The 19,625-nt window shown below is 64.6% G+C and carries 17 protein-coding genes; 3 read left to right on the top strand and 14 right to left on the bottom strand.

Annotation, left to right across the window (positions count from 1 at the left end; genetic code table 11):
* The first annotated feature begins 57 nt into the window (after positions 1–57).
* On the top strand, positions 58–972 hold the full coding sequence (gene panB, locus HMPREF2944_RS05835; RefSeq protein ID WP_070681439.1) for a 3-methyl-2-oxobutanoate hydroxymethyltransferase: 915 nt from the start codon (positions 58–60) through the stop codon (positions 970–972).
* Between the two features lie 129 nt (positions 973–1,101).
* On the opposite strand, the gene HMPREF2944_RS05830 is transcribed toward panB, so the two are convergent.
* Complete coding sequence (locus HMPREF2944_RS05830; protein ID WP_080974937.1) at positions 1,102–1,353, bottom strand: hypothetical protein; 252 nt, start codon at positions 1,351–1,353, stop codon at positions 1,102–1,104.
* A gap of 241 nt (positions 1,354–1,594) precedes the next feature.
* Between HMPREF2944_RS05830 and map the strand changes: the two genes are divergently transcribed.
* Positions 1,595–2,506, top strand: coding sequence for a type I methionyl aminopeptidase (gene map, locus HMPREF2944_RS05825; protein ID WP_049332674.1), 912 nt, complete (start codon positions 1,595–1,597; stop codon positions 2,504–2,506).
* 99 nt (positions 2,507–2,605) lie between these two features.
* Positions 2,606–3,457: a polyphosphate--glucose phosphotransferase gene (ppgK, locus tag HMPREF2944_RS05820; RefSeq protein ID WP_049346112.1), complete on the top strand. Its 852-nt coding sequence runs from the start codon at positions 2,606–2,608 to the stop codon at positions 3,455–3,457.
* A 137-nt stretch (positions 3,458–3,594) separates the two neighbouring features.
* On the opposite strand, the gene nrdR is transcribed toward ppgK, so the two are convergent.
* The 13 genes from nrdR to murG all read right to left on the bottom strand — a co-directional run bounded on the left by nrdR (position 3,595) and on the right by murG (position 19,518).
* Positions 3,595–4,050, bottom strand: coding sequence for a transcriptional regulator NrdR (gene nrdR / locus HMPREF2944_RS05815; RefSeq protein ID WP_005506525.1), 456 nt, complete (start codon positions 4,048–4,050; stop codon positions 3,595–3,597).
* Between the two features lie 207 nt (positions 4,051–4,257).
* Complete coding sequence (gene dnaE / locus HMPREF2944_RS05810) at positions 4,258–7,800, bottom strand: DNA polymerase III subunit alpha (protein ID WP_070649067.1); 3,543 nt, start codon at positions 7,798–7,800, stop codon at positions 4,258–4,260.
* A 171-nt stretch (positions 7,801–7,971) separates the two neighbouring features.
* Positions 7,972–8,946 carry an RluA family pseudouridine synthase gene (locus tag HMPREF2944_RS05805; RefSeq protein WP_070681436.1) on the bottom strand — a complete coding sequence of 325 codons (975 nt, stop codon included), beginning with the start codon at positions 8,944–8,946 and terminating at the stop codon, positions 7,972–7,974.
* Between the two features lie 79 nt (positions 8,947–9,025).
* Entirely contained in the window at positions 9,026–9,673 is a 648-nt protein-coding gene (lspA, locus tag HMPREF2944_RS05800; RefSeq protein ID WP_070681433.1) for a signal peptidase II, read from the bottom strand.
* A gap of 265 nt (positions 9,674–9,938) precedes the next feature.
* Complete coding sequence (locus tag HMPREF2944_RS05795) at positions 9,939–10,472, bottom strand: DivIVA domain-containing protein (protein WP_070681430.1); 534 nt, start codon at positions 10,470–10,472, stop codon at positions 9,939–9,941.
* Positions 10,473–10,797: 325 nt separating this feature from the next.
* On the bottom strand, positions 10,798–11,097 hold the full coding sequence (locus HMPREF2944_RS05790; protein WP_049332665.1) for a YggT family protein: 300 nt from the start codon (positions 11,095–11,097) through the stop codon (positions 10,798–10,800).
* Between the two features lie 10 nt (positions 11,098–11,107).
* The gene (locus HMPREF2944_RS09505; protein WP_070681425.1) at positions 11,108–11,914 is read right to left on the bottom strand and encodes a cell division protein SepF; all 807 of its coding nucleotides are present in this window, start codon (positions 11,912–11,914) and stop codon (positions 11,108–11,110) included.
* Positions 11,915–12,139: 225 nt separating this feature from the next.
* Positions 12,140–12,991 carry a YggS family pyridoxal phosphate-dependent enzyme gene (locus tag HMPREF2944_RS05780; protein WP_070681423.1) on the bottom strand — a complete coding sequence of 284 codons (852 nt, stop codon included), beginning with the start codon at positions 12,989–12,991 and terminating at the stop codon, positions 12,140–12,142.
* Between the two features lie 20 nt (positions 12,992–13,011).
* Entirely contained in the window at positions 13,012–13,863 is an 852-nt protein-coding gene (locus HMPREF2944_RS05775; protein WP_070682494.1) for a purine nucleoside phosphorylase YfiH/LACC1 family protein, read from the bottom strand.
* Positions 13,864–14,002: 139 nt separating this feature from the next.
* On the bottom strand, positions 14,003–15,184 hold the full coding sequence (gene ftsZ / locus HMPREF2944_RS05770; protein WP_049332658.1) for a cell division protein FtsZ: 1,182 nt from the start codon (positions 15,182–15,184) through the stop codon (positions 14,003–14,005).
* A gap of 198 nt (positions 15,185–15,382) precedes the next feature.
* Positions 15,383–16,906: a cell division protein FtsQ/DivIB gene (locus tag HMPREF2944_RS05765; protein ID WP_083313082.1), complete on the bottom strand. Its 1,524-nt coding sequence runs from the start codon at positions 16,904–16,906 to the stop codon at positions 15,383–15,385.
* 9 nt (positions 16,907–16,915) lie between these two features.
* Positions 16,916–18,418, bottom strand: a complete 1,503-nt coding sequence (gene murC / locus HMPREF2944_RS05760) for a UDP-N-acetylmuramate--L-alanine ligase (protein WP_070681418.1) — start codon at positions 18,416–18,418, stop codon at positions 16,916–16,918.
* Positions 18,418–19,518, bottom strand: coding sequence for an undecaprenyldiphospho-muramoylpentapeptide beta-N-acetylglucosaminyltransferase (gene murG, locus HMPREF2944_RS05755; RefSeq protein WP_070681415.1), 1,101 nt, complete (start codon positions 19,516–19,518; stop codon positions 18,418–18,420). The genes murC and murG overlap by 1 nt, the downstream gene beginning before the upstream one ends.
* Positions 19,519–19,625 lie beyond the last annotated feature (107 nt).

The raw sequence follows: 19,625 nt of genomic DNA, 5'->3' as shown, positions 1-19,625 counted from the left end.
TTCCTGCACGGTGAGCGGTGCGCTAGGTTGAGGCCGCGCAGGGTTAGAATAGTCAGCATGACTACTGAGCGTTCTTCCGAGATCTCTTCGCCCTACGCGGCACAGTCCGCCGCTACCTCCGCGGCTGCTCCCGCGCCCGCTTCTGCATCGAAGCCTTTTGACCTCGATACCGTCAAGAAGGTGCGCACCGTGCACCTGGCGCAGGCGAAGGCGGCCGGGCAGAAATTCTCCATGCTGACTTGTTATGACGCTCTGACGGCGCAGGTCTTTGACCGCGCAGGTATCGAGATGCTTCTGGTGGGCGATTCCGCGGCGAACGTGGTGCTCGGTTACGAATCGACCCTGACCATTACCCTGGACGAAATGATTCCGCTGGCTGCGGCGGTTTCTCGCGGTGCCTCCCGCGCCATGGTGGTCGCAGACCTGCCGTTTGGCTCCTACGAGCAGTCGCCGCAGCAGGCGGTGGCGAGCGCGGTTCGCCTCATGAAGGAGGGCGGCGTGCACGCGGTCAAGATTGAGGCGGATGCCTCGATGACCGAGTGGGTTCGCGCCCTGGTGCGTACCGGTATTCCGGTGGTGGCGCATGTTGGTTTCACCCCGCAGTCGGAGCATGCCCTGGGTGGCTTCCGCGTGCAGGGTCGCGGCGAGGCCGCCGAGCGCGTCCTTGCGGATGCCGTTGCCCTGGCTGAGGCCGGCGCGTTCTGCGTGCTCATGGAGATGGTGACCGCGGAGGTTGCGCGCCGCGTGGATGAGGCCGTGGGCGCGGTGCCGACCATCGGTATTGGTGCTTCGAACGTGACGACCGGTCAGGTGCTGGTCTGGCAGGACATGATGGGCCTGCGCGAGGGCCGCGTGCCGCGCTTCGTGAAGCAGTTCGCGCAGATCGGCAAGGTCATGGAGGACGCCGCCCGCGCCTACCGCGATCAGGTGCGTTCGGGCGAGTTCCCGGCGGCCGAGCACACCTTTGAGTAGGCTTGAGGTTTAAAAAAGCTTTAGAAGAAAGACCCCCGTACCCGGTGTTTCCGGGTGCGGGGGTCTTCTGCTAGGTGCAAGCGCCCGGGACGTTCAAGAACCTGAGCGCTTGAGGGGTGGAGCTGCGTTTTAGAGCAGGCCGCCGTCCTTGTCCCACGCCTCGTTGCGTTCGCGGGCGCGGTCCATGGCGTGGGCGGCTTCTTCGTAGGTCTTGAAGGGGCCCCAGAGGGAGGTCACGGCGCTCTGCTGGCCGCGCTCAACCTCACCGGTGGCGAGGTTGTACCAGTACTCTTCGCCCCGGGGGCTGGTAGCTTCGGTGGCGGCGTTCAGGGTCTTTTCGACTGCCGATTCGATGGCTTCGCCCAGGTGGTTTTTGCTCATGGTGCTCCTTCGACGGTATTGATTCAGTATGTCTAGCATCTCACACGCGTACGCGTGTAGCAACGAGGCAGGGGCGGCCTCACGCACCGCGCTTCCATGGCCTCTCCCGAGTTCCCTGTCCCGGCGCCGGCAGCCGTGAAATTTTATTCACAATCTGGGAAAAAGGTACGGGTTTCGGTTCGCCCGATTTTCCGCGTCCCCGCACCGGACAGATACCCCTTAAGCCCGGTAAGATGAAGCTATGTCTTCAACCAAAAAGAATACTTCGCACAACCTGCCCGCCGAACCCGGTCACGCACCTGTCGGTTGCCTGACCCCCGGACGCGTCAGCCCGATGCGCCCGGTCCCCTCGCACATTGTTCGCCCCGAGTACGTGGGTAAGCCCACCGCCAACGAGGGTAACGACTCGAACATGTACACCCCCGAGGAAGTTGAGCGGGTCCGTGCCGCCGGCAAGATTGCCGCCGGCGCCATCGTTGAAGCATCTAAGATTTGCGTGCCCGGCACCACCACCGACGAGATTGACGTGCTGGTCCACGAGTACATCTGCGATCACGGCGCCTACCCCTCGACCGTGGATTACCGCGGCTACCCTAAGTCCGTGTGCACCTCCCTGAACGAGGTCATCTGCCACGGTATTCCGGACACCACGGTGTTGGAGGACGGCGATATCCTCAACCTGGACGTGACCGCCTACCTGGACGGCATGCACGGCGATACCAACAAGACCCTGCTCATCGGCAACGTGGACGAGGAGTCCCGACTGCTGGTCGAGCGCACCGAGGAGGCCCTCAACCGCGCGATTAAGGCCGTGAAGCCCGGCCGCCAGGTGAACGTCATCGGCCGCGTCATCGAGAAGTACGCCGCCCGCTTCGGTTACGGCGTTGTCCGCGACTACACCGGTCACGGCGTGGGTCGTGAGTTCCACTCGGGCCTCATCATCCCCCACTACGATGCGGCCCCCGCCTACGACACCGAGATTCGCGAGGGCATGATTTTCACCATCGAGCCCATGCTCACCCTCGGCACCATCCAGTGGGATCTGTGGGATGACGACTGGACCGTCGTCACCCGCGACCGCAAGCGCACCGCCCAGTTTGAGCACACCCTCGTGGTAACCGCCGACGGCGCGGATATCCTGACCCTCCCCTAGGTCAGCCCAGTTCTTTCGGCGAACGCGCCGAATCGATTCATTATCACTCGTTATCACAGACACGTGCCTCCGCGAGCGCGGAGGACAGAAAGGGAAATCATGGCTAACTACGCCGAGCCCGGCGTCATCACCGAGCTGCCCGCCCCCACCCCCAAGGACCTGCAGATTGGTGTGGACATTGGAGGCACCGGCATTAAGGGCGGCATCGTTGACCTGCGCACCGGCGACCTCGTGTCCGACCGCTTCCGCATCGACACCCCCAAGCCCGCAACCCCCGAGGCTGTGGCCGAGGTCGTACGCCGCGTAGTCGATGAGCTGCAGGGCCGTGACCTGGCTCCGGATCCCGAGTCGGCCGTCGGCATCGACTTCCCCGCCGTGGTGAAGAACGGCATGGTCTTCTCCGCAGCGAACGTGGACGACTCCTGGATTAACACCGACCTGGAGCAGGTCATGAGCGAGGCGCTGGGCGGCCGCACCGTCTACGGCCTCAACGACGCTGACGCAGCCGGTCTGGCTGAGGCAACCTACGGTCAGGGCCGTAACCGTGACGGCCTGATCGCTGTCATCACCCTGGGCACCGGCATCGGCTCCGCCCTCATCAACGACGGCGTGCTGATCCCCAACACCGAGCTGGGTCACCTGGAGCTCGACGGCCACAACGCCGAGTCTCAGGCTTCTGCCCGCGCCCGCGAGGTGCACGAACTGTCCTGGAAGAAGTACGGCAAGCGCCTGTACCGCTACTTCGAGCACGTTCAGATGCTCTTCTCCCCCGACCTGTTCATCATTGGCGGTGGCATCTCCAAGAACCCGGAGAAGTTCATGCCCTACTTTGAGGATCAGATTCGTACCCCCATGGTCATGGCTGCCCTGCGTAACAACGCGGGTATTGTGGGTGCGGCGCTGTGGGCCGGCGGTATGTTGCCCGAGCGTAAGCGCCGCGGCGAGGCGTAAAGTGTAGCTACAGCTAAAGGGGCTGTTCCTGAGATAGATATCTCGGGAACAGCCCCTTTCTGTATGCCGCCGCTCATGTAGCAACGGCTGAGCTCATTAGTTGCTGGGCTGGGCTAACTAGTTACTCTGCTAGTCAGTTACTGGGCGATGCGGTCCTCACGCAGACGGGCAATTGCCTCTTCAAAGTCCTCAAGGTTCTCGAAGGCCTGGTACACGCTCGCGAAACGCAGGTAGGCGACCGCGTCCAGCTTCGACAGCGGCTCCAGAATGGTCAGGCCCACCTCGTGAGCGTTAATTTCCGCCAGGCCGCGGGCACGAATCAGCTCCTCGACCTCCTGGGCCAGCTTGGCGAGGTCGTCCTCCCCCACGGGGCGGCCCTGGCAGGCCTTGCGCACGCCGGCGGCAATCTTGGAGCGGTCGAAGGGCTCGGTCACGCCGGAACGCTTAATCACCGAAATGGTGGTGGTTTCGACCGTGGTAAAGCGGCGAGCGCAGGAGGTGCACTGGCGGCGGCGGCGAATGGCGGCGCCGTCATCGGTGGTGCGGGAGTCGACAACGCGCGAATCGGTGTGCTTGCAATAGGGGCAGTACATGCGTTTCTCCTTGGCTGGGCGCGCGGTGTGGCGCCCGTATATACAGCGCTCAAGAATATTTATACCCATTCTAACGCGATAGACGGCGGTTGAGCCGAATAGTGACGTTGAATATACGCAAATATACGCTCAGGGTGGACTCCAACGTTTAAGAACGTTCGGAATCCGCCCTGAGCGTTGCCCGCCCCTCGCGGAGGTCTTCTTCTTTTAGCGACGAATACAGCTCGGGCCGAAAATCGTCTTGATTTCGCCGAAGAGGCTCGGGTTCGGCTCCACGCGCACGCTCGAATCCAGCAGCACCAGCTGTTCCTTATCGCGGGTACGGATGAGCATGCGCACGTCCGCAGTACCCTTGTGGTCGCGCAGGGTCTCCTTCAGCTCGCGCAGCTTCGCCTCGGTCACCAGGTACTCGGGCACCGCAATCGTGATGGGTGCGGCGCGGCCGTCATCGCTGATTTCCAGGATCTGCAGTTCCTGGGCGCTCATGTTCACGCTGCCGTCGTCGCGGCGCTGCACGCGGCCACGAATCGAGCAGATGAGGTCGTCCGCCAGAGCGGCCCCCATCGTCTCGTAGGCGCGGGAGAAGAACATGACCGTGATGGTCGCGCCCGAGGGGTCCTCCAGCTCCACCGAGGCGTACTGGTTACCGCTGGACTTGGCGATGCGGCGCGAAACGCCGGTGAGCATGCCGGCAATCGTGACGGTTTCGCCGTCGCGCACGTGCGAGTCCTCGCTGATGATGTCGTGCACCGAGTGCGAGGCGGCATCCGAGAGGGCGCGCTCCAGGCCGCGCAGCGGGTGGTCCGAAACGTACAGGCCCAGCATATCGCGTTCGAAGTTCAGCTTCTCGCGGCGATCCCATTCGGGCACGTCCGGGATGGTCACGGTCAGCTCGTCGCCCAGGGCGTCGTCCATGCCGAGGGAGCCGAAGAGGTCGAACTGGCCCGCCGCCTCCTTGCGCTTGACGGCCACGGCCGCATCCACCGCCGCCTCATGGATGAGGGACAGCGAACGGCGGGTGTGGCCCAGGTCGTCAAAAGCGCCCGCCTTAATGAGCGATTCGATGGTGCGCTTGTTGCACACCTGTAGCGGCACCTTCTTCAGGAAGTCGTTGAAGGACTCGTAGCGGCCCTTCTCCTCGCGGGCGGCGACCATGCCCTCGACCACGTTCGCGCCCACGTTGCGGATTGCGCCCATGCCGAAGCGGATATCCTCACCCACGGGGGTGAAGGTCAGGGCGGATTCGTTGACGTCCGGGGCGAGCACGGTGATGCCCATGGCGCGGCACTCGTTCAGGTACAGCGCGAGCTTGTCCTTGTTATCGCCCACGCTGGTCAGCAGCGCGGCCATGTACTCCTGCGGGTAGTGCGCCTTCAGGTAGGCCGTCCAGTAAGACACCAGGCCGTATGCGGCGGTGTGCGCCTTGTTGAACGCGTAGTCCGAGAAGGGCAGCAGAATATCCCAGAGGGCCTTCACGGCGCCCTCGGAGTAACCGTTAGAAATCATGCCGTCGTGGAAGGTGGCGTACTGCTTATCCAGCTCCGCCTTCTTCTTCTTACCCATCGCACGGCGCAGCAGGTCTGCCTCACCGAGCGTGTAGTTCGCGACCTTCTGGGCAATCGCCATCACCTGCTCCTGATACACGATCAGACCGTAGGTGGTGTCGAGGATGTCCTTGAGCGGCTCGGCTAGCTCGGGGTGAATCGGCTCGATCTCTTGCTTGCCGTTCTTACGCAGCGCGTAGTTGGTGTGCGAGTTCGCACCCATCGGGCCGGGTCGGTAGAGCGCGAGCACTGCCGAAATGTGCTCGAATTCCTCGGGTTCCATGAGCTTGAGCAGCGCGCGCATGGGGCCGCCGTCGAGCTGGAACACGCCGAGGGTGTCGCCTCGGGCCAGCAGACGGTAGGATTCGGGGTCATCCAGCGAGAGGGACTCCAGCTCCAGGTCGATGCCTCGGTTATTCTTAATGTTCTCGATGGCGTCGGAAATAATCGTCAGGTTACGCAGACCCAGGAAGTCCATCTTGATTAGGCCCAGGCCCTCGCAGGTGGGGTAATCGAACTGGGTGATGACCTGGCCGTCAGCCTCGCGGCGCATCACGGGAATCACGTCCACCAGATTCTTGCTGGACATAATCACGCCCGCGGCGTGCACGCCCCACTGACGCTTCAGGCCCTCCAGGCCCTTCGCGGTTTCGAACACCTGGCCGTAAATCTTATCGACCGGGTCTTCGATGAGGGCGCGTAGGTCGGCGGCCTCGGCGTAGCGTTTATCCTCTTCGTTGTACACGTTGGCCAGGGCGATGTTCTTACCCATGACGTCCGGTGGCATCGCCTTGGTCAGGCGCTCGCCCACCGAGTACGGCTGGTCCATCACGCGGGAGGCGTCCTTGAGCGCCTGCTTCGCCTTAATGGTGCCGAAGGTGACGATCTGCGCGACCTTGTCCTCACCGTACTTATCGGTCACGTAGTCGATGACCTCGCCGCGGCGACGATCGTCGAAGTCCACATCGAAGTCGGGCATGGAGACGCGGTCGGGGTTAAGGAATCGCTCGAAGATCAGGTCGTGGTCGAGCGGGTTCAGCTCGGTGATGCGCATCGCGTACGCCACCATCGAGCCCGCACCCGAACCACGACCGGGGCCCACGCGAATACCATTGCGCTTGGCCCAGTTGATGAAGTCCGCCACGACCAGGAAGTAGCCGGGGAAGCCCATGGAGGTAATGACCCCCACCTCGTACTCGGCCTGCTTGCGCACCCTATCGGGAATACCCTGCGGGAATCGGTAGTGCAGGCCCTTCTCGACCTCCTTCACGAACCAGGATTCCTCGTTCTCACCCTCGGGCACGGGGAAGTTCGGCATGTAGTTCGCCTTGGTGTTGAACTCCACGTTGCAGCGCTCGGCAATCTCGAGGGTGTTCTCGCAGGCACCGGGAATGTCACCAAAAATGGAGTACATTTCCTCGGGCGAGCGCAGGTAGAAGTTATCCGCGTCGAACTTGAAGCGCTTGGGGTCGGTCAGGGTCGATCCGGACTGCACGCACAGCAGCGCCGCGTGGGCGGTGTGGTCTTCCTGCCGGGTGTAGTGCAGGTCGTTGGTGGCCACGTAAGGCAGGTTCAGCTGCTTGGCCAGGCGGTGCAAGTCCTCCTGCACGTTGCGTTCAATGTCGAGGCCGTGGTCCATGACCTCGCAGTAGAAGTTGTCCTTGCCGAAGATATCGCGGAAGTCGCTGGCGGCCTGCAGCGCCTCGTCGAACTGGCCCAGGCGCAGGCGCGTCTGAATCTCGCCGGAGGGGCAGCCGGTGGTTGCAATCAGTCCCTTCGAGTAGGTCTGCAGCACCTCACGATCCATGCGCGGCTTGTACAGCTGCCCCTCGAGCGAGGCGATGGAGGAGGCACGGAAGAGGTTGTGCATGCCCTCGGTGGTCTCGGCCCACATGGTCATGTGGGTGTAGGCGCCACCGCCGGACACGTCATCGCGCGAGCCATCGCCCCAGCGCACGCGGGAGCGGTCGGTGCGGTGCGTGCCGGGGGTCAGGTACGCCTCCACGCCGATGATGGGCTTAATGTCGTGGGCCTTGGCCTGGCGCCAGAAGTCGAAGGCGCCGAAGAGGAAGCCGTGGTCGCTGGTGGCCATGGAACTCATGCCCAGCTCCTTGGCGTAGCTGAAGAGGTCGCCCAGGCGCGCGGCACCGTCCAGCATGGAGTACTCGGTGTGCACGTGCAGGTGCGCAAAGTCTTTGGTTGCCACGGATATCTCCTGAAGGTGTGGGGGTGTTCCGACCGATTCGTTTGACGGTCGGCGGGGCGGGGCGGTCCCGGGGTAAGCCGTGCGGTCCCGGGGTAAGCCGTGCGGCCCCGGGGTGAGCCGTGCGGTACCGGGGCCCGGACGGCTCTCTTAACTCAGCTAGGTATGCGGTACCTACCCGAGCTGCACGCGGCCCTCGCGCAGGGCGTCAAGCGCGTAGGCCAAATCCAGCGGGTACTCGCTGGTGAAGCTCATGCGCTCACCGGTGGCAGGGTGGTCGAAGCTGAGGCGGTGGGCGTGCAACCACTGGCGGGTCAGGCCCAGCTCGGCGCTGAAGCGCGGGTCGGCGCCGTAGGTCAGGTCGCCGCAGCAGGGGTGACGCATCGCCGAGAAGTGCACGCGAATCTGGTGGGTTCGTCCGGTCTCCAGGTGCACCTCCACGAGGGAGGCCGGGCCGAAGGCCTCGATGACGTCGTAGTGGGTGATGGAGTTACGGCCGCCCTCAACCACCGCGAACTTCCATTCGTTGCCGGGGTGACGGCCAATCGGCGCGTCAATCGTGCCGCGCAGCGGATCGGGCAGGCCCTGCACCAGCGTGTGGTAAATCTTGTCGACCGTACGTTCCTTGAAGGCGCGCTTGAGCTCGGTGTAGGCGCGCTCGCTGCGGGCCACGACCATCAGGCCGCTCGTGCCCACGTCCAGGCGGTGCACGATGCCCTGGCGTTCGGCCGCGCCGGAGGTGGCCACGGAGATGCCCTCCCCCATCAGCGCGGAAATCACGGTGGGGCCGTGCCAGCCGGGTGAGGGATGCGCCGCAACGCCGGCGGGCTTATCCACCACGACGATATCGTCGTCCAGGTACACGATGCCGAAGCCGTCCACCTTCTCGGGTCGAATATCGGCCAGGTCGCGCGGCGCGGGGGCGTCCACGACGACCAAATCTCCGGCGGAGAGCTTGTAGGATTTGCCGACCTTCACGGCACGCCCACCGTTGGTGATGCTCACGTGCCCGTCGCGAATCCACCCGGAGGTGCGGGTGCGGGGCGCGTCGAGGGCTCCGGCGAGGGCAGCGTCCAGGCGCATGCCGGCCAGGGCGTCCTCAACGGTGAATTCGGCGCTGATGCGCTCCGCGGTGGTTTCCTCGCTCATGATTCTCTCCTCGCGCTGCGGTCTGTGCTGTGGTCTATGCTGTGGGTTGGCGGTCTGTGCTGTGCGTCGTGACGTACCGTTAGGCGCCGGTGTTCTCGCCGTCGGCTTCCGCGCTCTTTAGGGTCTTAGCCTTCTTCGAGGCGCTCTCCTGCGGAGCCTTCGTGCCGTTGAGGTTCAGGCCCATGAAGTTTAGGAGCACGACGAGCGCCATGCACACGCAAATCGCCGAGTCCGCAACGTTGAAGATGGCGAAGTTCGGTACCGAGATGAAGTCAACCACGTGCCCGGAACCGAAGCCGGGCTCGCGGAAGAGGCGGTCAAAGAGGTTGCCGCAGATGCCGCCGAGCAGGCCGCCCAACGCGAGGGTCCAGGACAGTGAGCGCGTGCGGCGCAGCAGGTAGAGCACCACAATCGCGGCGGCCACCATGACGAGGGTAAAAATCCAGGTCACGTTCTCGCCCATGCTGAACGCGGCCCCCGAGTTGCGAATCGAGTACCACCACAGCAGCCCGTCGATCACGGTGATGCGCTCCCCCAGCTGCATCTGGGTGACGACCAGGTACTTGGTGCCCTGGTCGATGGCGAACACGACGGCGGCGAGCACCAGGGCGCTCAACCAGGCGGTGCGTCCGCTCAGGATGCGCGATGCGCGGCCGGTGCTCTCGGTAGCGGTTTCCGCGGTGCGTACGGGGACCGAGGATTCAGCGTGATTCGGGGTGGTGGGCAAGGCTCTCCTCGGGTCGTGTGAATAGTGGCGCCGACAGCGGGGCGGTCCCCGCGACGACGCACTACGGTGCCCCTCTAGCTTAGCAAATGAGGGGAAATTCTCGTGCCCCGCCCGTCGCCTCGCGAACGGGGTCCACGGGGTTTCCGAGCCCTCCCGAGAGCGCAAAATACCGCCCGGTTCCTTATCCGCGGCTTAGGCTGAACCCGGCAAAACGGGCCGATAAGAATCCGGACGGTAGCGCCCCTCGGCGGGGTCGCGCGGTGCTTTAGGCGGAAGCCTCGATGGACTTAAGGTTCTTCAGCTCCTCCACCTGGTTGTTCAGGTGGTCCAGCAGCTTGGTGCGGTAACGGCTCTCGAAGCCGCGCAGTGCCTCCACGGCAATCTCCAGCTCTTCCTTCTCGTCGGTCAGGCGGGCCAGAACCTCTTCGCGCTGCTGGCGAGCCTCGCTCACGAGGGCGTCGGCCTTCTTCTCTGCCTCGTCCAGCAGCTCGGCCTTGGCCTTTTCGCCCTGGGCCACGTAGTCGTCGTGCACCTTCTGGGCCATGGCCAGCAGGGCTGCGGCGTCCTGGGCGCCGGCGGCGGAGGGAGCCTCCTGGGAGACGGCGGCGGCCGGGGATGCGGGAGCCGAGACGGAGAGCTGCTCCACCTGGCGCTCCAGGGCATCGCGCTCGGAGTACAGGGCACGCAGGTCAACGACGAGCTCGTCCAGGAAGTCGTCGACCTCGTTGCGGTCGTAACCGGACTCCTCGGTCACAATCTTAAAGCTCTTCGTAATCAGGTCTTCGGGGGTGATGGCCATGTGGCTTCTCCTCTAGTACGGGTTGGGTTCGAAGTTGAGTGCGCCGATGGGGCAACCCGGCGGGAGCGTTCGGCCCCCGCATCGGGCGCGGTGTGCCGCATCGCGCAGACAGTCGTTGGCACCCATTTTACTATCATTGGACCTCGGCTCCGGGGTTTCTGTCGTACAGACAACAAAATATGCGCATGGCGCAACGGCCCCGGCCCCCGCTCCCCCGGAGCGTTTGCGCACGTCCGTGGCCCATTAAGCGCGTGTATCCCGTTAAACGTGTGCGCCCCGCGGAATGTTGAGTAACATTCCGCGGGGCGCATCCAGGCTCCGGTCGTTAGGAGAATCGGGCGGTCAGGCTCATCATGGGGCCCAACAGCATCGAGACGACCACAATCAGGATCAGAAAACCGGTATCCAGCGCGACGTTGCCCACACGCACCGGGGGAATCACTCGGCGCAGCTTCTCCATGGGCCAGTCCGTCACAGCGTAAACGGCGCTTGCGCACAGCAGGGCAATCCCCTTGGGACGCCAGCCGGGTGCGAACATGCGTACCCAGTCGAAGAGCATGCGCAGCAGCATGAAGACGTAGAACAGGTACAGCGCAATCGTCACGAGAGCGAAAAGATAACCCATTAATCAGTCCTTAGCCCTGGTCGAAGGGGAATTCACCCTCGGAGTTGAAGTCTGCGGTGTTCTCGGAGTTGGCGACGCCCAGCACCTCGAGGTTGGAGGGGGTCAGCAGGAAGACCTTCGAGGTCACGCGCTCGATGCGACCCTCCAGCGCGAAGGCCAGACCGGAGGCGAAGTCCACCAGGCGCTTGGCGTCGGCGTCCGGCATTTCCTCGACGTTCATAATCACGGGGATGTTCTCGCGGAACGCCTCACCGATAATCTTTGCGTCATTGTAGGAGCGGGGGTGGATAGTGGTAATACGACGCAATTCGTCCTCTTCTTCCTCGTAACCGTAGGTGTATCCGTTGGTCTCTTCGGGCTCGTAGCCCTGGTCGTAGTAGCCGTCGTTCGAGTAGGTGTCGGCGTACTGCTCGGTGTATTCGGTGTTCGGCACCGGGGCGTCCTCCCAATGGTCTGCGGGTTCGCTCGCGGGCTCGTGCCGGGGCTCATCGCCTCGGCGATCCTCGCGGGGTTCCTCCGCCTCGTCTGTGGTTTCGGGTGTGTACGGGTGTGCGACTGCGGGCGCACCGTGCTCGGATGCGGTGTGCTCCCCCAGCGAGCGGTCTCGCGCGGCGCGGTCGTCGGCTCGAGGCTCTTCGGCGCGGGCCTCTACACGGTGGGCCTCCGCGCGGTGGTGCTCCCCGCCGCGACCCGACTGCTCGTGGGAGCGGGGCTCCTCGGGCGCGGTATCCGCGGTGTTGGAGTCCTGGGCGTCAGAGTCCTTGGCGTTGTAGGGCTCCAGGCCGAGGAAACCCGCCAGGCGGCTTTGCTTCGGCATGTTTCTCTCGCTTCGCTAGGGTACAGGGACAGGCTACTGAACGCGGGCGGCCGCCTGTTGCGGCGGTGCCTCTCGAGGAGCACCGCGGGCGGGCCCCTCGTTCAGAAGGTTCGGTCGCACGTCAAAACGTCGTGCACCGGCATGTATATATTACCAGCGTACGGGCTCTTCCAGCCGGTATAACAGCGTCCGGCTTCTCACAGCGCGGCATATCCGCCCGCCGCTTTAGCGTGCGGGGCGTCGGCCCATGATGTCGCTGCCCACGCGCACGCAGGTGGAGCCCCAGCGAACAGCCGCCTCCAGGTCGCCGCTCATGCCCGCCGAGATTTCGGTCGCGTGCGGCAGGTGCTCGCGCAGCCGGGCCGCCAGTCCATAAAGCTTCTCGAAAGCGGCGTCCGGGTCCGCGTCCAGGGGTGCCACCGCCATTACGCCGGCGCACCGCAGGTTCGCGTGGTTCTCGATGCGTTCGGCCAGCTCCAGAAGCTCCGAGGCGCTCGTACCGCCTCGCGCTCCCTCGGCGGCGTGGCCGGCCGTCGCCTCCTCGGCCAGGGAGACCTGCACCAGGCAGTCCAGACCGCTGTTTTCCAGGGCCGCGGGGGCCGGCGCCTCCCCCGCCTCGTAGCGGGTCAGCTGGTTCGCGTAGGCCTTCGCCAGCGCATCGGCCAGGGAGGGGCGGTCCACCGAGTGAACGCTGGAGGCGTACTTCACCACGGACTTCGCCTTGTTGGTCTGCAGCTGACCGATAAACGCCCAGTGCGGGGGCTGTACCGCACGCTGCTCGCAGTAGGCGGCCAGCTCGCGGGCCTTCGCGCTGGCCTCCTGGTCGCGGTTCTCGCCGAAGAGGGTCACGCCGCCGTCCAGCAGGGCCGCCGCGTCGGAGGCAGGGAAGAACTTGGTCACCGTCACCAGGCGCACGGGCGCGCTCTGCTCGGTGCGCACCCCGCTGCGGTCCTGCTCCGCCGCTCGAATTCGCTCGAGTACCCGGCGGTAGTTCTGCAGCAGCTGCTCGGCGCGCTCGGGAGTGTACTTCAAATCCTGCGCTTCGACGTTCACGTCAGGTCCCTTCAGTTCAGACATTTTGTTCTCCTTCAGCGACTCTATTCGGCGGGTTCCGCCAGCTTCTCAACCCACACCAGACCCGCGATGCGCCCGGGCTTCTCGCCGCGATTCGTAAACCCGCGGTGCGAGTACACGCTCGGTTCCTCGTACGTGCAGCGGGCGCACTCCGTGGATACCTCCACTCCGGCGGCCTCCAGCACCGCGCGAGCGCCGGCCGGCAGGTCTAGACCCGGGGTGTTCGCGCCCGTCACCGAGTGAACCTGCGGGATCAGCTCGGTCGATTCGGCTCGCATCGCCTCGGGCACCTCGTAGCAGGCACCGCAGATGCTGGGGCCCAGCCACGCGGTGATGTGCGCAGCGCCCAGCTCCCGCATGCGCGCCACGGTGGTCTGCAGTACCCCGTCCAGCAGGCCGCGGCGGCCCGCGTGAGCCACCGCCAAAACGGGCACGGTCTTCTCACCCTCGACGGAACCGACCAGCACCACGGGGATGCAATCGGCCACCATAATCGCCAGCGGGCGACCCTCGACGCTCACCGCGGCATCGGCCACGGGGGCCAGCTTCGCGATGGCGCGGGCGCGCTCGACGGTGCGTTCTGCGGGGGTGCCCGGCGCGTAGGAGGCCGGGTCGTAGTCCTCGGGGCGAGCCACCTCAACGCCGTGCACCTGGTTCAGGTAGAAGAACGGTCCCGCACCCAGCACCTCCTCGAGCGCCGCACGGTGGTTGAGGGTGCGCACCATGGAGGCGTCCATGCCACCACCCAGCTCGTCGTCCACGTGCAGGCCCAGGTTCCCCGCCTCGCGGGAGGTAAACCCCACCCGCACGCGCCAGGGACCCAGGATGCGGGTGTCGGCGGTGGCCAGCAGCGGAGTTTTAGGGGCGTTGCTCATCATTATGTCTTTCTCGGGGCTGTACGGGGTGCTCGGAGCAAAAGCGGGTAGAGCGAAGGGGAGCTGAGAACAGTTGGACTATTCTCAGCTCCCCTCCATCAAAACCCTACGGGGCGGCGTGCTGACGCACGCGGCGCGACTACTTCAGGAAGTCGGGGACGTCCAGGGTGTCGCGGCGAGCCGGTGCTTCCTCAACGACCGGGGGCAGATCAACGTCGAAGCCAGCGGCGCCGGTGGAAGCCGGAGCGGCGGCGGGAGCGTTGAAGCCGTAGCCGTTAGAAGCCGGAGCGGCAGCGTTCGAGCCGCCGAAGGAGCCCTGTGCACGCTGGGGCTGAGCGGAAGCCGAAGCGTTCGAGTTGGTCTCGGGGTTCACGGCGTCAAAGCCAGCGGCAATCACGGTCACGCGAGCCTCGTCACCCAGGGCATCATCAATGACGGCACCGAAGATGATGTTGGCGTCGGGGTGAGCCACTTCCTGAACCAGGCGTGCAGCCTCGTTGATCTCGAACAGACCCAGGTCGGAACCACCCTGAATCGACAGCAGCACGCCGTGCGCACCGTCGATGGATGCTTCCAGCAGCGGGGAGGCGATAGCCAGCTCGGCTGCCTTCACGGCGCGGTCCTCACCCGAGGCCGAGCCGATACCCATCAGAGCCGAACCGGCACCCTGCATCACGGACTTAACGTCTGCGAAGTCAAGGTTAATCAGGCCCGGGGTGGTAATCAGGTCGGTAATGCCCTGAACACCGGAGAGCAGCACCTGGTCGGCGGACTTGAAGGCGTCCAGCATCGACACGTTGCGGTCCGAAATCGACAGCAGTCGGTCGTTCGGGATCACAATCAGGGTGTCGACCTCGTCGCGCAGAGCGGCAATACCGGTCTCGGCCTGGTTAGAGCGACGACGACCCTCGAAGGTGAAGGGGCGGGTCACAACGCCGATGGTCAGAGCGCCCAGGGAGCGGGCGATGCGTGCCACGACGGGTGCGCCACCGGTACCGGTGCCACCACCCTCACCAGCGGTCACGAAGACCATATCTGCGCCCTTGAGGACTTCCTCAATTTCCTGCGAGTGATCCTCGGCTGCCTGACGGCCAACCTCGGGGTTTGCGCCCGCGCCAAGACCGCGGGTCAGCTCACGACCGACGTCCAGCTTGACGTCTGCATCGGACATGAGCAGAGCCTGGGCGTCAGTGTTAATAGCAATGAACTCAACGCCGCGCAGGCCAACCTCAATCATTCGGTTGACTGCGTTGACGCCACCGCCGCCGATACCAACGACCTTGATGACTGCCAAGTAGTTCTGGGGAGTTCCAGCGTCCATGTAATCCTCGATTGTTCCGTGTTCCAGCTTCGGAAGACCCCCAGCTCAATCTAAGCCTAAAGGTTTCCTCTAAAGAATGACTTTATCTGTTAGGATACCAAACTGTTTTTGGTGGTTCCTAGCTACACAGCGCAATTACCCCCTCTTTTTGCGGAATTCACACAAAAAGGGGAGGGAAAGCGCCCATTGGTAGTTCCCCTAACGGGTCACCGGTACGCGCGGGGCCGACACGTCATAGACGGTCACCTTCTGCGCCTGGGCACCTGAAGAGGCTTCTTCCTGAGCCCGTTGAGCTACCGCCTGGCGGAGCGACAGAAGCACCTTAGCCTTCAGCTCGCTCTCCTGGGCGGTACCCCACTGCACCGTCGTATTATCCCGCAGCGTGAGGGTAATACTCGAGGTTGAGGTCGCGCTCGCTTCCTTTACCTGAGCCAGAAGCTCAGCCGGCATCGCTGACAAGGCCGTCGAAATCGTGCGGAACTCATCCGAATGCTGCGGGTCATCACCATTCAATCGTACCAGGGGAACCGAGGTGCTCGGCTCGGAGGAAGACTCCATCAGGCTCACCCCGTCGGTATCCACTGTATGGTAGGTCTCCCCCACCTTGACGATTGCAATGGCGGCGCGTTCCTTCAGGGTCACCACCAGCTCGTGCGGCGGGCGGCTCTCCACCTGAACGCTGCGAAGCACATTGTCCTGACCAATCAGCTCGCGCACGCGCTTCTCGTCGATGCGTGTCAGCGGAACCCCGCGCAGGGGCTCCAGCTTCTGCTCCACCTGGGTGGTTTCCAGCAGGGAGGCACCGCGCACCGTGATGGTCTGAGTGGCCAGCAGGGGCGAGAAGAAGACCAGCACCACGTACAGCACCGCCACGAGGGCCAGCGCAATCGCCGTGTACAGCAGCTTGCGGGCCCGGGTGAGCGGGGTGCGCTCCTTGCGCGGACGCTCCTCGGCACGCAGGCCGTCCAAGCCGGGATCCTTCAGGATGCGCTCGTGCTGCGCCTCCCGGCGCTCGCGCTCGCGTTCCTTCTCGATCTCGGCGGCGCGCTGTCGTTCTCGCTCCACGCGCCAGCGGCCGAAGCGGCTTGCGGGGCGGGCCTGCTCGGCGGGCTCTGCGGGCTCGGTCTCAGCGGAATCGTCCCCCGCCGACGGGGAGTCGGCGGAAGTCTTCCGCTCGGAAGAAGCATCACCGTCGCCGGTCTTTTCGGCCCGGTCGGCGCCCTTTTCGGTCTTCTCGCCGTGCTTATCGCTGGGCTTCTCCCCCGCCGCGTCCTTCGCATTTTCAGTCCGCGCGCTTTCAGCCTGCGCCGACCGACCGGATGCCTTCTCGGTCTCCTTGGGAGAATCTTCGAAGGCCTCCACGTCGAAGAGCTCCTGCGAACCGGAGGTAGCCGCGGGCACGCGACGAATCGCGCCGTCCACAAGGGCCACGCTCTCGGCACGAGCCGGGCTGGTGGGGCGAATCGTAGCCCCCGAGGGGCGACGACCCACGGTGGAGGCAGTGCCTGAGTGAGAACCAGAGGTCTGAGACTCAGACCCGTGAGATTTCTTCTGCTCGGGGACACCGGCCGCGGGGGTCTGCGCGTCAGCAGTGGGCTGCGCCTCCGCCGTGTGCTGAGCCGCAGGCTGTTCCTGCGCAAGCTCCTGAGCGCGCCGACGAGCACGCGAGCGCGGGGCCTTCGGCGCGCGCGAATGCCCCTCCGACGGGGGCATGGGACTCATCGGCACAGCCTAAGCCTCCGACTTCTTGGTCAGGTCGCCGTCGTGACGAATCTGCAGGGCCTCCAGCAGGCGCGGGCCCAGAGCCGTCACGTCGCCGGCACCAACGGTCATCACAATGTCGCCACTCTGAGCGTACGAGGCGATGTCCTCGATAGCGTTCTCCGCGGTCGCGTAGCGCACCTCGGAGAAACCGGCGCCCGTAATCAGCTCGCTGGTCACACCCTCAATGGGCTGCTCGCGAGCCGGGTAGATATCCAGCACGTAGGCGCGATCGGCCATCGACAGAGACTCCGCGAACTCCTTCGCGAACTCGCGGGTGCGCGAGAACAGGTGCGGCTGGAAAATCACGTACAGGTTGTGACCATCGGCAACGGTGCGGCCGGTCTGCAGGGCACGGAACACCTCGGTCGGGTGGTGTGCGTAGTCGTCGAAGACCTTCACTCCCGCGACCTCGCCGCGCAGTGTAAAGCGGCGATCAGCACCCACGAACTCGCCCAGGGCGGCGGCGATTTCGGGGCCCTGAGCACCGGTCAGCAGCGCGGTGATGAAGGCGGCCGCGGCGTTCAGCTGATTGTGGATGCCGGGAACCTTCAGCGCCAGCTCCTGCTTGCCCTCGAAGCGCTCACCGCGACATTCGAAGGACCACTCCACCGTCGACGAGGAGGAGGAACCCGCGCTCGTAATCTCGCGGATGCGCAGGTCGGCATCCTCGGACTCGCCGTAGGTCACGACCGGCACGCCGGCCGCGCGGGAACGGGCGGCTAGGGAGACGGCACCGGCGTCATCGGCGCAGGTCACCAGCACGCCGCCGGGGGCCAGCGAACCCACGAAGCGGTTGAACGCCTCAAAGACGCGCTCGTCGGTCTCGTAGAAGTCCAGGTGGTCGGGCTCAACGTTCGTCACCACGGCAATAGCCGGGCGGTAACGCACAAAGGAGCCGTCCGATTCGTCGGCCTCGGCCACAAAAATCGAGTCGGGGCCCTGCGCGCCCAGGTGCGCGTTCGTGCCGCGACCGGCGATCACGGTGCCCACAGCGAAGGAGGGGTTGCGGCCCAGCTGATCGAACATCACGGAAATCATGGAGCTGGTCGTGCTCTTACCGTGGGTACCGGCCACCGCCACCACCTGCGAAAGCCCCATCACGGCGGCCAGCGCCTCGGAGCGGTGCAGAACCGGAAGGCCCTGCGCGCGGGCAGCGGCCAGCTCGGGGTTATCCTCGCGAATCGCGGTGGAAATCACCACGGTATCGACGTCAACGATGTTCTCAGCAGACTGGGGCACGCTCACGTGGGCGCCGGCGGCACGCAGCGATTCAACGGCCGAAGATTCCGCGCGGTCCGAACCGCTCACGGTCACGCCGGCCTGCAGCATCAGCGCGGCGATAGCGCTCATACCCGCGCCACCGATGCCGATGAAGTGCACGCGACCCAGCGCGTCCATCGCGTGGCGCTCGGGGAACGGCGGGTTCAGGGGTGCCGGCAGCACCATCTCAAGATTCATCAGTTCAGTCATTAGTTCTCAGCTGCCTTCAATACTGCTTCGGCCATAACGCGAGCCGCGTCACGGATACCAAGTTTATAGGCTGCAGCGCCCATGCGCTCCAGTTCTTCGGGGTTTGCCATCAGCTCCGGAATCTCACGGGCAAACCACTCACCGGTGACTTCTGCGTCCTTCACCAGCAGGGCCGCTGAGGCCTCCACCAGGGAACGAGCATTCAGGGCCTGCTCACCATTACCAATGGGAAGCGGCACAAAAATAGCGGGCACACCCACCGCGGCAACCTCACTCACCGTGGCCGCACCGGCGCGCACCAGTAGCAAATCGGCGGCGGCGTACACGTCCTGCATGCCGTTGCTGAACTCAATCTGACGGTAGTTCGGGGCGCTCAGGGGTTCGCCGTTCTCGTCCAGAACGGTCTTGCCCTTACCGGTGATGTGCAGAATCTGGAAGTCCCACTCTGCGAAGCGATCACGGCAGGCCGACACGGCGTTGTTCAGGCTCAGCGCGCCCAGCGAACCACCGGTCACGATAACGGTGGGCTTCTCCGGGTCCAGGCCCAGGTTGCGGCGGGCTTTCGAACGGTGCGCGTCGCGGTTCAGGTAGGCAATCTCGTCCTTCATGGGCATGCCCACCAGGGTCGCGTGCGGGAAGGGTGTATTGGGGAAGGCCACACCCGTAAACTTCGCGAAGCGGCCACCCAGACGGTTAGCCAGGCCGGGCTTCGCGTTCGCCTCGTGAATGACCACGGGAATCTTAGCGCTCAACGCCGACAAATACGCAGGCGGGCACACGTAGCCGCCCACGCCAACAACCACGTCTGCATCTACATCCTTGAGGATGCGGCGGGTCTTCGACAGGCCACCAAAGAACTTAGCGGGGAAAGCCAAAGCGGCACGGTTAATGCTGCGGGGGAACGCCGCGCGAGGAATGAACTCAATATCGAAGCCGGCCGCCGGAACCAGGTCGGCTTCCATCTTGTCGGCGGTGCCCAGCATCAGAATCTTGGCGTTCGGTTCAAGGTCGCGAACGGCGCGGGCAATCGCAAGCATCGGATTAATGTGACCGGCGGTGCCACCACCGGCGAAGACTATAGAGGGTGCCTTCTTCGTCATAGGTCTCTCTCCCAATACATCGGTACAGCATCATTTTACGCTATCGTCCCGCACCGCAGAGCGCGGCGGAACGCCCCCGACCACGAGCTGTAGCTCAGGTCGGGGGC

Origin of the sequence: Rothia sp. HMSC072E10, from assembly GCF_001813965.1 — a bacterium.
Taxonomy (GTDB): Bacteria; Actinomycetota; Actinomycetes; order Actinomycetales; family Micrococcaceae; genus Rothia; species Rothia mucilaginosa_A.
Note: the sequence above shows the minus strand (reverse complement) of the source record. Positions and strands in the feature narration are given on the sequence as shown.